Raw genomic sequence first — 12,744 nt, forward strand, 5'->3', positions numbered from 1 at the left:
GCTCCACGAACTCGTCATGCCCGGGCTTGTCCCGGGCATCCACATTCTTCGTGCCGCGCGAACAATCGGGGATGGCCGGGACAAGCCCGGCCATGACGGAGGGAGTTAATCCCGCCTGAACCGATAATCGAACGCATCGCCCAGCGGCTTGATCCATCCGACCGTCGGTGCCGGAAAATGGACCGGCAGAATCAGCGTGTCGGTATCGGCAACCGACGCGAAGAACTTTCGCCGCGACAGCGCCGACTGCTTCGGATCCCAATCGGGCCGCGCCGACCAATCCGGCTCGCGGCACTGGATCTGGTGATGCATGAGGTCGCCCGCGACCACCGCGCGCTGGCCTTTGGAGAAGATGTTGACGCAGCAATGGCAGGGCGAATGCCCCGGCGTCGGCGTCAGCGTCACGGTATCGTCGAGCGCGTAGTCATCATCGACGAGCAGCGCCTGCCCGGCCTCGACGATCGGCAGGCAATTGTCGCGGAAGACCGTGCCCGGCGGATTATTGCCCTTGGCATGCTCGGCCTCCCAGGCCGCGTATTCCCCCTTGTGGAAGACATACTTCGCGTTCGGAAACGTCGGCACCCAGCGGCCGTCGCGCAAGATCGTATTCCAGCCGGTGTGATCGATGTGCAGATGCGTGCAGAACACGTAGTCGATCTGCTCGAAGGAGATGCCGAGCCCGAACAATTCGTTGCGCCAGCGCTCCTTGCCGGGAAAATCGAACGGCGGCGGATGACCCTTGTCCTCGCCGGTGCAGGTATCGACCAGAATGGTGTAGCGCGGCGTGCGCACCACAAAGGTCTGATAGGTGATCACCATCATGCCGCGCGCGGCGTCGAACACCTCCGGCTCCATCGTCGGCAGATGGCGCTTGAACACGCCCTCGTCATAGGTCGGGAAGAAATCCTGCGGCCGCCGCCACGGCCCCTCCCGCTCGATCACCGCATCGATGGTGATGTCCCCGATCCTGAGCTGCCGCATTGCTGTTTCGCTCCCTCTTTTTGAGGGAAACGTAGCGGCCGGCATGGGACCATTCAAGCCATGCAACGCGCACCGCGCTCATGCGCGACGACCGCCGCAAATCGACCTCAAACTCGGTTGACGGTGATCGCAAAATTGGAAAAATCGCGTGGGAAGAAAACTCAAACTCGCCGCGCTGGCCCTGATTGCCGTCGCGGCTGGCGTCTACGTCAACAACACCAATCTCCTGACGCCGCATCCCAGCGGCAAGCCGGTCCTGCTCGCCCATCGCGGCATGGCGCAACGCTTCGATGAGCGCGACGTGAAGAGCGACACCTGCACCGCCACACGGATGTTGCCGCCGACGCACGATTATCTGGAGAACACCCTGCCCTCCATGCGCGCGAGCTTCGAGGCCGGCGCCGACATGGTCGAGCTCGACGTGCACCCGACGACCGATGGCCAGTTCGCCGTATTCCACGACTGGACGCTCGACTGCCGCACCGACGGCCAGGGTGTCACGCGCGAGCAGAGCATGGCGAAGCTGAAAATGCTCGACATCGGCTACGGCTACACCGCTGACGGCGGCAAGACATTCCCGTTTCGCGGCAAGGGGATCGGGATGATGCCCACGCTGTCGGAGGTGTTTGCCAGCTTTCCTGAGAAGGGACTTCTTATCAATGTGAAGAGCCGTGAGGCGCGCGAAGGCGAGAGACTCGCCGTCGTGCTGAACGCGTTGCCGGCCGAGCGACGGCGGACCATCATGGTCTATGGCGGTGACGAGCCGATCGAGATGATCCGTCGCCGCACCCCTGATGTGCGCACCATTTCGCGCGCGGCGATCCGAAGCTGCCTGATCCGCTATATCGGCTATGGCTGGACCGGCCTCGTCCCGCCGGCCTGCCGCAACGCGATGGTGCTGGTCCCAGTCAACGTCGGCCCCTGGCTATGGGGCTGGCCCAACCGCTTTCTCAATCGGATGACCGATGTCAACAGCGCGGTCTTCGTGCTCGGCCCCTACAGCGGCGGCGAATTCTCCACCGGCATCGATACGCCCGAATTGTTCGCCCGGCTCCCGCAAGGCTATTCCGGCGGCGTCTGGACCAACGAGATCGAGACCGTCGCCAAGCTCGCGGGCAAGAGCAAAGACTAAAGCGCGATGAGATGAGGAAGAATCGTCATCGCGCTCTACGTTATCCTCTTGGCATGATCTTTCCGGAAAACCGCTGCGCATTTTTCCGGATCATGCTTTAGCTCCGTAACCCCGGCGCCTCCTGCCCGGTGCGCGCGACATATTCGGTGTAGCCGCCGCCGAACTGGTGAATGCCCTCCGGCGTCAGCTCCAGCACGCGGTTCGACAGGACGCTGAGGAAATGCCGGTCGTGCGAGACGAACAGCATGGTGCCCTCGAAATCCGACAGCGCATTGATCAGCATCTCCTTGGTGGCGAGGTCGAGATGGTTGGTCGGCTCGTCCAGCACCAGGAAGTTCGGCGGATCGAACAGCATCTTGGCCATGACGAGACGCGCCTTCTCGCCTCCCGACAGCACCCGGCAGCGCTTCTCGACGTCGTCGCCGGAGAAGCCGAAGCAGCCGGCAAGCGCGCGCAAGGATCCCTGCCCCGCGGTCGGAAACGCATCTTCCAGCGACTGGAACACGGTGCGCTCGCCGTCGAGCAGGTCCATCGCGTGCTGGGCGAAATAGCCCATCTTGACGCTGCCCCCGAGCGCCACGGTGCCCTGGTCCGGCTCGCTCGCGCCCGCGACCAGCTTGAGCAGCGTCGACTTGCCGGCGCCGTTGACGCCCATCACGCACCAGCGCTCCCTGCGGCGGATCATGAAATCCAGCCCGTCATAGATCCGCTTGCTGCCGTATCCCTTGTGCACGCTCTTGAGCGCGACGACGTCCTCGCCCGAGCGCGGCGCCGGCGGGAAGTCGAACGCCACGCTCTGGCGGCGCCGCGGCGGCTCGACCCGCTCGATCTTGTCGAGCTTCTTCACCCGGCTCTGCACCTGCGCCGCATGCGAGGCGCGCGCCTTGAAGCGCTCGATGAACTTGATCTCCTTGGCGAGCATCGCCTGCTGGCGCTCAAACTGTGCCTGCTGCTGCTTCTCGTTCAGCGCGCGCTGCTGCTCGTAGAACTCGTAGTTGCCGGTGTAGGTGGTGAGCGAGCCTGAATCGATCTCGATCACCTTCGAGATCACGCGGTTGATGAACTCTCGGTCGTGCGAGGTCATCAGCAGCGCGCCTTCGTAATCGTGCAGGAATTTTTCCAGCCAGATCAGGCTTTCGAGGTCGAGATGGTTGCTCGGCTCGTCGAGCAGCATGACGTCGGGACGCATCAAGAGGATGCGCGCCAGCGCCACGCGCATCTTCCAGCCGCCGGAGAGTTTTCCGACGTCGCCGTCCATCATCTCCTGGCTGAAGCCGAGGCCCGCCAGCGCCTCGCGCGCGCGGCCGTCGAGTGCATAGCCGTCGAGCTCCTCGAAACGGTGCTGCACCTCGCCGTAGCGGGCGATGATCTCGTCCATCTGGTCGGCCTTGTCAGGGTCGGCCATCGCGGTCTCGAGCGCGCGCAGCTCGGCCGCGACCTCGCTGACCGGACCCGCGCCGTCCATCACCTCGGCCACCGCGCTGCGGCCAGACATCTCGCCGACGTCCTGGTTGAAATAGCCGATGGTGATGCCGCGATCGATCGAGACCTGGCCCTCGTCGGGCAGGTCCTGGCCGGCGATCATCCGGAACAGCGTGCTCTTGCCGGCGCCGTTGGGGCCGACGAGCCCGATCTTCTCGCCCTTGTTGAGGGCGGCGGAGGCTTCAATGAACAGGATCTGGTGGCCGGCTTGCTTGCTGACGTTGTCGAGGCGGATCATGGGGTCATTTGAGGGGGATTTTTGCGTTGCAGCGTCATAGGCCATGCGGGCCCCGAGGGGAAGCCCGGCGCGGTACGGGTCACCCCTGTTCCGCAGCCAAATTCGCGCAGTTCGACCCGCAACTTAGGGCTTGTAGACCTCCACCGTCTGCATCATGCCCATCTCCTCATGGTTCATCATGTGGCAGTGGAGCATGTAGACACCGGTGAAATCGATGAAGCGCGAGCGGAACACGACCTGGCCGCCCTTGCGCTCCACGATCACGGAATCCCGCCATTCCGGCACGGCCAGCGCCTTGCCGTTGACCGAGACTACCTGGAACGGATTGGTGTGGATGTGGAAGACGTGGTCGTCATGCTCATGCGTATTGACGATGGTCCATTCTTCGACCGCGCCCAGCTTGACCCGCTGATCGATGCGGCCGGGATCGAACTTCTTGCCGTCGACGAAGAACTCGAACTCCTGCCAATGGCCGGCGGCATCGGCCTCCGGCGCGGTTGCCGACAAAGTCACCTTGCGACGGTTGGTGATTTCGGAATCCTTGATCGTGGCAAGCGGCGCCGGCGGCAGGGCGCGTGGCAGCTTCATGTCGATCGGCGCACCTGACACCACGACCCGCCCTAGCGGCCCGACGGGCGAAGGATGGCCCTGGTCGTAGGGCGCGGCGTTAAAGGCGTAGGTGCCGGGGCCGCCTGCCTTCACCAGAATGTCCGCGCGCTGGCCGGGCGCGATCAGGACCTGTTTGAGCGGCTGCATGGCGCCGAGCTGGATGCCGTCATAGGCGATCGCATGCAGATCGTGCTTTTCCAGGTCGAGCAGCATGTCGTCCTGATAAGCGGCATTGAGGATGCGCCACCGCTGTACCTCGCCGGGTCGCATGTCGATCATTGGCCGGCGCTGGCCGTTGATAGCGAGAAAGCGCGTCGCGGTCTCGGGAAACAGCGTCTCGAAATTCTCGACCATGCCGTGGGCGTCGTAGACCACCTGGGTGAGCACCATGAGGCGTTCGCGGGCTGTCGCGATCTCGGGAACGTCGGCGAAATCGCCCTCGATGACGACGGCACCGACCATGCCGGAGGAGATCTGAATGTCGGCGCTGCCGTGGTGATGCGGGTGATACCAGTAGGTGCCCCTAGTGTGGTCGGCCGGCAGGGTGATCTCGATGTTGTAGCTGCGGCCCGGTGCCATAGAGCGCATGACATTGTCGGAAATCCCGCTCGGGCTGGTATGCGCGCCGTGGAAATGGAAATTGGTGTTGTTGAACTGGTGCGGATGGCTGATGTCGGCCGGCATTCCATCGCGGTTCGGCGGCAGGTCGTTGATCATCTTGATGCGCAGGGTCTCGCCGGGCTTCATGCGCAGCGTCGGCCCGGGGCTGCCGCCTTCATAGGACCTGACATAGAGCCTGACGCCGCCGATCTGGCGATAGGCGTAGCCAACACGCAGGGTCGTGCTCAGCAGGCCATTGACGGACCGCCGCACCTCGGGCTCGAGCAGCGGCTGATCCATGGCGGGAACCGGGGTTTCCGGAACCATCCCCATCGTCGGCGACATGTCCGCGGTGTGGGACATCCTCGCATGGTCGTGCGCGGCATGCTGGGCCTTCGCGCTGCCTGCGACCAGCGACATCGCGCCCGCCTTGAGACCGTAATCGAGCAATTGGCGCCGCGAGAGCTTTGTCATATCCACTCTGACTGGAGAGACGTCGTTCGGATCGTGCTGCATTTGAGTTTCGCTCCCGTTACCGATCCGTCTTCAGTTTGATTCGATCCTAGAGCAAGCGCGAAAGGACAATTCCATCCGGAAATCGCGTTGCATGCACCGGTTGTAAACGCCATGCCCCTCTTTATCGTCGCATGACGAATCACGATGGATTCGAGCTAGCATTGGCGCGGACCTACCGGGCATCGATGCCGTCGGCATCGTGATGTCCTCGAAACTCTGTACAAGGATCTCATCATGGAGCCTTCGCGACGGGAGTTCGTGAAGTGGTTGTCGGCGGGAGGCATCTCGGTCAGTCTGTCGCATCTTGCTTCGGCGACGACAGCTCCCTTCGCAGCCCACGAGACGCTGCCCGGACGCGGCAAGTTCAATCCCGCGACAAAGGGCGCCGGCCGTGTCGACGCCGTCGCCAAGGTCACGGGCGCGAAGCTTTACGCCTCCGACTTCCGGGCCAACGATCTCGCTGGCTGGCCGCAGGCCACCTCGCACGCTATCCTGATCCGCGCCAACGACGCCACGCACGTCTATACCGGCATGGATCTCGCGCGCCTTGGCGGCGCACTCAAGCCGTCGGTGGTGGTGACTGCCGCTGATCTCGACCGGATCGGGACGCAGGTGCCGGAATTCTATGCGGGCGACCTGTTCTGTCCGGTCGGCAAGACGCCGCTCTATCTCGGCCAGCCGGTCGCGCTTTTGATCTTCGAAAAGTTCGACGCCTTCGACCAGGCGCGTCTCGTGCTGCGGGAGGGCACGTTCGTCCAATTCGGCGAGGAGACCGGGCCCGTCGTCGTGCCCGATTATGGGGCCTTCCGCTTCACCCGCGTGGCAGGTCCTTCGCCTGACAAGCCGGATGTCTATTCCCCGCTCCAGGCGGGCTGGGTCTCGCCCAAGAAGGTGCAGAGCGCGGCGCTGCCGGTGTGGTCACCCCTCGCGAAGGAAATGCCGGCGGATTACGCCAAGGCGGCGAAACATGGCGAGCAGATCCGCGCCGAGCTCGCCGCAGACGACGCCTCGCTGCTGGTGCTCGACCGCGAGTTCGAGACGCAATCGGTCGACCCGATGTTCCTGGAGCCGGAATGCGGGCTCGCCTGGTACGACGGCAAGGGCGGCAATCTCGAACTGCTGCTTGGCGTCCAGTCGCCCTACGAGGCGGCGGAGTCGATCGCGCATCTGTTTGGCAAGGCCCGCGCGCCCTACAAGCCGGCGCACATCAACGCGCAGTTCGCCCATGTTGGCGGCGGTTTTGGTGGCCGCGATCACACGCCTTTCATTCTCTATGTTGCGCTCGCGGCGGTCTGCTTTGCCGGTAGGCCCGTGCGGCTGGCGCATGACCGCTACCAGCAGTTTCAGGGCGGCATCAAGCGCCACTCGATCAAGATGCGCTCGCGCATCGGCATCGATCGCGCGACCGGCAAGATCAAAGCGTTCGCCGCCGATCACGTGCTCGACGGCGGCGGGCTCGCCCATTTCTCGGCCAGCGTCGCCGTTGTCGCGGGCACCGGCGCGATCGGCATCTACGACATTCCGAAGGTCGACGTCAGGACCGTCGCGGTGCACTCGCGCGGCGTGAGCGCGGGCTCGATGCGTGGCTACGGCATCCTGCAAGCCATGACGGCGCTGGAGGTCCTGATCGACGAGGCGGCGTCCGAGCTCAAGCGCGATCCGATCGAATTCCGGCGGCGCAATGCGCTGCCCCAGAACGGTCGGACCATGACTGGCAATCCCTACATCGTCTCGGTGCGCACGCCCGAAATCCTCGACAAGCTCGAGAAGCATCCGATCTGGCAGCAGCGGGCACAATTCAAGCAGACGTCGTCGGATCGGCTGGTCGGCACCGGCGTTGCCTGCGTGACGAAAGACTATGGCTCCGGCGCGGACGGTTCGCTCGGACGCGTGGAGCTTTCCCCCGACGGCAAGATCGCAATCTATTGCGATCATGTCGAGATGGGCAACGGCATCGGGACGGCGCTGGCCAACCGGGTCGCAAGCCATCTCGGCGTCATCGCCGATGAGGTCTCGGTCGCCCGCGTCGATAGCTATGACGTACTCGGGCTGGTCACGTCCGGCGATCCCTCCACCATGGACCAGAAAACCCAGGATGCCGCGGAGAAAAATCCGCGCTGGGTGCCCGCGATCAGCTCGCCGACTAGCTCCTCGATCGGCGCGCATGTCGGCACGCATTCCTCCGCGGAAGCCGCTCGCGTCATTTTCCGCTTCGGCCTGTGGCCGGCAGCGCTTGAGCTGTGGCGCATCGCAAGGACTGATCCGCGCGCGCGCCAACGGGACGCCGCAAGCTGGCAGAACGGGCAGCTGACCATGCCCGGTCTCGAACCGCTGGCGCTGCCGGTACTGGCCGCAACAGCTCATGCACGCGGCTTCGTTACCGGTGCGGTTGCGCACAGCTTCTCGCGCTGGGCGTGGTCGCGAGCACGCTTTCCGCTGTTCGGCGAGCAATACCGCGCCGACATCGACGCGCTTGCGATCCGCCGCGGCAACGGTAAGTTCGAGCGGATCAACCGCACCAGCGTGAAGTTTCCGCCGACCGACAACAACCGGATCGGCACCGCCTACACCTCGATGTGCGGCACGGTCGTCCGCGTCGAGATCGAGCGTGCGACGGGCGCCTTGCGTATCGCCAAGGCCTACAGTGTGTTCGAATGCGGCACCGCACTCGTACCCGAGGTGGTGATGGGCCAGGCCCAGGGCGGCTTCGCCATGGGCGTCGGCTACGCGCTTCTGGAACATTTGCCGCCGTTCGAGGGCGGGCCGGGCGGCGGCGATTGGAATCTCGGCCGCTATCTCGTCGCACGCGGCTCCGACCTGCCGCTCCGCGATCTCGAGATCGAGATGCTAAAGCCGCAGACGCCAGACGAAGCACCGAAGGGCATGGCGGAGGTCGTGATGATCCCGATTGTGCCGGCGCTCATCAACGCCATCCACGACGCCACCGGCCATCGCTTCCGCTCGCTGCCGGTCAGCTCAAGCCTTTTGAAGGGAGTGCTCGCGTGACGACCCTCAGCCTCACCATCAACGGCCAGAAGCACGGTCCGATGGACGTCCACGACGATCTCTCGATGAACGATTTTCTGCGCGAGATGCTCGGCATGACCGGGACCAAGTTCGGCTGCGGCGCCGCACAATGCCTGAGCTGCGCCATCATCGTCGACGCGCCCGATGGCACCAGCTACACCAGCCCGACCTGCATCGCGCCGGCCGTGAGCTTCGACGGCAAGTCGATCCGCACCGTCGAGGGTCACGCCAAGGACGGCCAGCTCTCGGCGCTGCAAATGGCCTTCGTCGATCATTTCGCGTTTCAGTGCGGCTACTGCACGGCGGGCTTCCTCAACGAAGGACAGGTCCTGCTCGAACGTCTCGCACGCGCGCCGGTGCCGCGCGAGGCTCTGGAGCAGACGATCGCGGACGCCCTTGATGGCCATCTCTGCCGCTGCACCGGCTACATCAAATATCACGAGGCGGTGCGCGACGTGATCCTCGCCGATTCAAACCGCTACCTCATCGCCACCAAGTGACACGAGCCATGTTCTCTGACGCGCGCTTCAAGACGATGGCCGTGATCGCGGCGTTCGCCAGCAGCCTTTGCGCGGGCTACGCGGCGTCCGAGACAGCGAGCCATGCCCTGGCCTCGCCCGACAGCTTTGCCAACATCACCGATGTCGAAAAACGCTCGGCGGCGATCTTCACCGAGCTCGGAAAGGTTCTGACGCACCCGCGCTGCACCAACTGCCATCCGGCCGGCGACAGCCCGCGGCAAGGCGACAATCCCCGCCTGCATCAGCCGCCAGTCACGCGCGGCGCTGACGGCCACGGGCTCGAGCCGATGCGCTGCCACACCTGCCACCAGAAGGCCAATTTCGAGCCCGGCCGCATGCCCGGGCATCCCGAATGGCATCTCGCCCCGCGCGAGATGGCCTGGGAGGGCAAGACCGCCGGCGAGATCTGCGAGCAGATCAGGGACCCCAAGCGCAATGGCGGGCGCAAGGTGGAAGAGCTGATCGACCACATCGGCAAAGACACGCTGGTCGGCTGGGCCTGGCACCCCGGCTTCGGCCGCTCGCCCGTACCGGGCACGCAACAACAGGCCGGCGCGCTGGTCGAGGCCTGGGTGAAGGCGGGGGCGGCCTGTCCGGCACCGTGATGAGGCTGGCGCAAGTCCTCATAATCGTCGGCTTGAATGCTGAACGGACACGGCCCATGTGCGCGCAGGCCAATCGAGTTTGTGAGCCTACGCCCGCGGCATCAGCTTGAGCGAGGCCGCCAGCCGCAGGCTGCGCTTGCCGTCGAGCGCATAGCCGTCGAGCTCCTCGAAACGGTGCTGCACCTCGCGCCGTAGCGGGCGATGATCTCGTCCATCTGGTCGGCCTTGTCAGGGTCGGCCATCGCGGGTCTCGAGCGCGCGCAGCTCGGCCGCGACCTCGCTGACCGGACCCGCGCCGTCCATCACCTCGGCCACCATAGAGCGGGGTCAAGGCTGCCAGAGGGGCTTTTGTGCCCGCGCCGCGTCTAGTGTTTGCGCCCGCATCAGCAGCCTTCACTTCTTGAGAATGCCGGTTTCGGTGTTTCCAAGCTGCTGAACGGCAATGTTGGCGGCTGGCGTGTTATAGCTGGGTCGGGATCCACCGCCGTCCTGACCAGAAGGCGTCACGCCCAGTCTGTCGCCCGTCGTTCCCTGACCTTTTGCATTGGATGCGTTCGGGCCCTGCGAACCGCCGGTTCCACTCAGGGTCACCGCATTCGACAGCGTCGAACCGGCCCCACCGCTCGAACCAGTCGCGCTCGCACCGCTGCCAGATGACGAACCGCCTGAAGCGCCCCCTGAGCTTTGCGCCGTGGCAAACGAAATGCTGCCCAGCAGGATGGTCACTGTGATGGCCAGAAGCTTCATCTCCGTCCTCATTCCACCAGCAAGAGCATGGTCGCCCTGGTTTCTTTGGCCCAATCGCCAGCCGAGCGCTCCTAGCGCCGGCGAGCGATCCATGCCCGTAACGGCGCCTTCATGGTCAGCTCACGCAGTTGGTCGGCCCATCGCGCTGCGGAGTCCGACGAAGGAGAGTTGAGCTGCGGACCAAAAGCAGCTCTCTTCGTGCCGGAACTCGACCGCGGGCTAGAGGTCTGCTCTTTGCCACCGTGATCGCTTGTCAACCCGGAGGCCTCCGTCATGGCCTCTGCTTCCTTCATGTCCATGCGCGAACTCCAATTCGACCGCGGTGCCTTTGCCTCCGGTGGCGATCTCGCCCGGAACCCATGGGAGCAGCTCTGGCGGCGCCCTCCATGCGAATTATATGGTTGTCACACGCCCCGCCGTAACACTCCCTTGAAGAAGTCCTTGCTCATCCTTCTGTTCCTCGTCCTCGCACCGCTGGCCGCCTCAGCGGCGAGATATGTCTGGCTGGGCGATGGCCGCGAGAATTGGCAAACCGCCGATCGGTCGAGTGCTGGCCTTCTGCCTGCCGCCTCCGATCACCCTGAAGCGGTCATACGGGTGTTCGGGGCGAGAACGGTGAGATGGCGCAGCATCTTTGCCGTTCACACCTGGATCGTCGTCAAAGAGAACAATGCGGCGACCTACACCCGATATGACTACACGGCGTGGGGCGAGCCGATCCGCACGAACGGTTTTGCTCCCGACGGTCGATGGTTCGGCGCTGCGCCGGAAACCATTGTCGCTGTCGATGGAGAGCGCGCGGAGGCGCTGATCCCCAAGATCCGGGACGTGATCGAAACCTACAAGTTTCGATCCTATGGAGATTACAGCGTCTGGCCTGGTCCCAATTCGAACACCTTCGTGCAGGCCGCACTCGATTCCGTCCCCGAGCTTCGCGCCGTCCTGCCGCCGACCGCGATCGGCAAGGACTTCCCGTACACCGGCAGATGGGCCGGCGTAACCGCGTCCGGCACAGGCATCTATGCTTCGCTTGCCGGATATATCGGCTTCTCGATCGGCTGGGTCGAAGGCCTGGAGATCAATTTCTTCGGTGCCGTGCTCGGCTTCGACATCCGGCGCCCGGCGCTCAAGCTACCCGGCCTCGGCCGCGTTGGGATTCGCCCCGGCGTGTAAGAGCGCGACTTCGACCTACGCCCTTCGCATCAGCTTGAGCGAGGCCGCCAGCCGCAGGCTGCGCTTGCCGGCAAGCGCGATGCCCTCGAAATCGCCGCTGTCGGCCGTGCAGGAGCCCGAGAAGCCGATCCCGACCTCGAAGCCGCCGAACACGGGATTCTCGCCCTTCGCCGGCGTATGCTCCTGGTTCAGCATCTCGCCCTTCCAGCGGCCGTCCGCGGAAGAATAGGAGCCGAGATAATAGAAGAACGCATCGCCGCCGAGGATGCGGCCGTCGATCAGCAGCATCACGCCGGAGAGGCCGGCATCGACGCCGTCGAGCGCGCGCAGGCTCATCCCGTAGAGACCGTTGGCGATGCCGCCCTGCCCGATCGTGCCGCGCGGCGGCAGCGCGCCATCGTCGAGCCGGGTGAGATTGGCCCAGAAATGGGCGCCCGGCATGGTGTCGGCGCCGCCCTGCAGGCGGATCTGATCGCCGATCAGCCGCCCTCGCGCCCCGATCCTGGCGACGTCCGCGCCCATCAGCGGCTTGTAGTTGGGATCGAGGTTATGCCGCTCGGTGATCACCTCGGCGACGATCTCGCCGTCGCGCTCGTCGTAGGTGCCAAGGTGCGCAAAGCCCGAATTGCCGCCCAGCATCTTGCCGTCATGCAGGCACATGATGCTGCAGCCGAACGCATCGTTGACGCCGTATTCAACCTTGTAGAGTCCGTCCAGCAACGCAGTCAGCCCACAAATCGGAAAAGTGCTCCGGGCTACCTAGCATTGCCGCCGCGTCTCGGCCACCGGGCTTTTGCCCGCAGGGGCGTTGCGGGTCTCAGCGGCTCCCGGACGTCATGCCTGCTTTGCCCTGGACAGCCATCCATTTCGCCTAATCCGCAGTCAACGATTTCAAGGACTTGGCTACTGTGCATGGGGTTGTTTTCGCGTTTATTGGGTGCCGCGAGGCTCATCTGGCGTCAGTGACGCTTGAAATACTGCACCTCGCGCTCGTGCTTCTCGGCCGCCGCACGGCTCTTGAAGGTGCCGAGATTGCGACGCTTGCCAGTCTTGGGATTCACCTTGCGTGAATAGAGGCGGTATTCGCCCGACGCCAGTTTGCGGATCATGATC

At 64.5% G+C, this 12,744-nt stretch carries 11 protein-coding genes and 1 pseudogene; 5 read left to right on the plus strand and 7 right to left on the minus strand.

The features are described 5' to 3' along the window. Positions 1-105 precede the first annotated feature (105 nt). A complete protein-coding gene (locus D6B98_RS18425; RefSeq protein ID WP_126258375.1) occupies positions 106-981 on the minus strand; it encodes an MBL fold metallo-hydrolase in 876 nt (291 codons plus the stop codon). Between the two features lie 148 nt (positions 982-1,129). Between D6B98_RS18425 and D6B98_RS18430 the strand changes: the two genes are divergently transcribed. Then, a complete protein-coding gene (locus D6B98_RS18430; RefSeq protein WP_126258376.1) occupies positions 1,130-2,113 on the plus strand; it encodes a glycerophosphodiester phosphodiesterase family protein in 984 nt (327 codons plus the stop codon). A gap of 97 nt (positions 2,114-2,210) precedes the next feature. On the opposite strand, the gene D6B98_RS18435 is transcribed toward D6B98_RS18430, so the two are convergent. Together D6B98_RS18435 and D6B98_RS18440 are read right to left on the minus strand one after the other, a co-directional pair. Further along, complete coding sequence (locus D6B98_RS18435) at positions 2,211-3,833, minus strand: ABC-F family ATP-binding cassette domain-containing protein (RefSeq protein WP_126258377.1); 1,623 nt, start codon at positions 3,831-3,833, stop codon at positions 2,211-2,213. Positions 3,834-3,956: 123 nt separating this feature from the next. Then, positions 3,957-5,516 carry a multicopper oxidase family protein gene (locus D6B98_RS18440; protein ID WP_205680495.1) on the minus strand — a complete coding sequence of 520 codons (1,560 nt, stop codon included), beginning with the start codon at positions 5,514-5,516 and terminating at the stop codon, positions 3,957-3,959. Between the two features lie 276 nt (positions 5,517-5,792). On the opposite strand from D6B98_RS18440, the gene D6B98_RS18445 reads away from it, so the two are divergent. From D6B98_RS18445 to D6B98_RS18455, 3 genes are read left to right on the plus strand one after another with little or no spacing between them, the layout of a single operon-like run. Beyond that, a complete protein-coding gene (locus D6B98_RS18445) occupies positions 5,793-8,564 on the plus strand; it encodes a xanthine dehydrogenase family protein molybdopterin-binding subunit (protein ID WP_126258379.1) in 2,772 nt (923 codons plus the stop codon). Then, positions 8,561-9,085 carry a (2Fe-2S)-binding protein gene (locus D6B98_RS18450; protein ID WP_126258380.1) on the plus strand — a complete coding sequence of 175 codons (525 nt, stop codon included), beginning with the start codon at positions 8,561-8,563 and terminating at the stop codon, positions 9,083-9,085. The genes D6B98_RS18445 and D6B98_RS18450 overlap by 4 nt, the downstream gene beginning before the upstream one ends. Positions 9,086-9,093: 8 nt before the next feature. Continuing rightward, positions 9,094-9,711, plus strand: coding sequence for an Isoquinoline 1-oxidoreductase subunit (locus D6B98_RS18455; protein WP_126258381.1), 618 nt, complete (start codon positions 9,094-9,096; stop codon positions 9,709-9,711). A gap of 135 nt (positions 9,712-9,846) precedes the next feature. Here the strand turns inward: D6B98_RS18455 and D6B98_RS18460 are convergent. Both D6B98_RS18460 and D6B98_RS18465 read right to left on the minus strand, forming a co-directional pair. Then, positions 9,847-10,035: pseudogene (locus tag D6B98_RS18460) on the minus strand (ABC transporter ATP-binding protein); the annotation flags it as partial. Positions 10,036-10,104: 69 nt separating this feature from the next. Further along, positions 10,105-10,458 carry a hypothetical protein gene (locus D6B98_RS18465; protein ID WP_126258382.1) on the minus strand — a complete coding sequence of 118 codons (354 nt, stop codon included), beginning with the start codon at positions 10,456-10,458 and terminating at the stop codon, positions 10,105-10,107. A 273-nt stretch (positions 10,459-10,731) separates the two neighbouring features. Here D6B98_RS18465 and D6B98_RS18475 point away from each other — a divergent pair, with 273 nt between their 5' ends. Then, positions 10,732-11,631 carry a DUF3750 domain-containing protein gene (locus D6B98_RS18475; protein WP_502699899.1) on the plus strand — a complete coding sequence of 300 codons (900 nt, stop codon included), beginning with the start codon at positions 10,732-10,734 and terminating at the stop codon, positions 11,629-11,631. A 15-nt stretch (positions 11,632-11,646) separates the two neighbouring features. Here the strand turns inward: D6B98_RS18475 and D6B98_RS18480 are convergent, their stop codons facing one another. Beyond that, the gene (locus tag D6B98_RS18480) at positions 11,647-12,351 is read right to left on the minus strand and encodes a hypothetical protein (RefSeq protein ID WP_126258385.1); all 705 of its coding nucleotides are present in this window, start codon (positions 12,349-12,351) and stop codon (positions 11,647-11,649) included. Positions 12,352-12,590: 239 nt separating this feature from the next. Beyond that, on the minus strand, positions 12,591-12,740 hold the full coding sequence (locus D6B98_RS18485; protein ID WP_007609497.1) for a hypothetical protein: 150 nt from the start codon (positions 12,738-12,740) through the stop codon (positions 12,591-12,593). Positions 12,741-12,744 lie beyond the last annotated feature (4 nt).

This window comes from Bradyrhizobium sp. LVM 105 (assembly GCF_003957705.1).
Taxonomy (GTDB): Bacteria; Pseudomonadota; Alphaproteobacteria; order Rhizobiales; family Xanthobacteraceae; genus Bradyrhizobium; species Bradyrhizobium frederickii.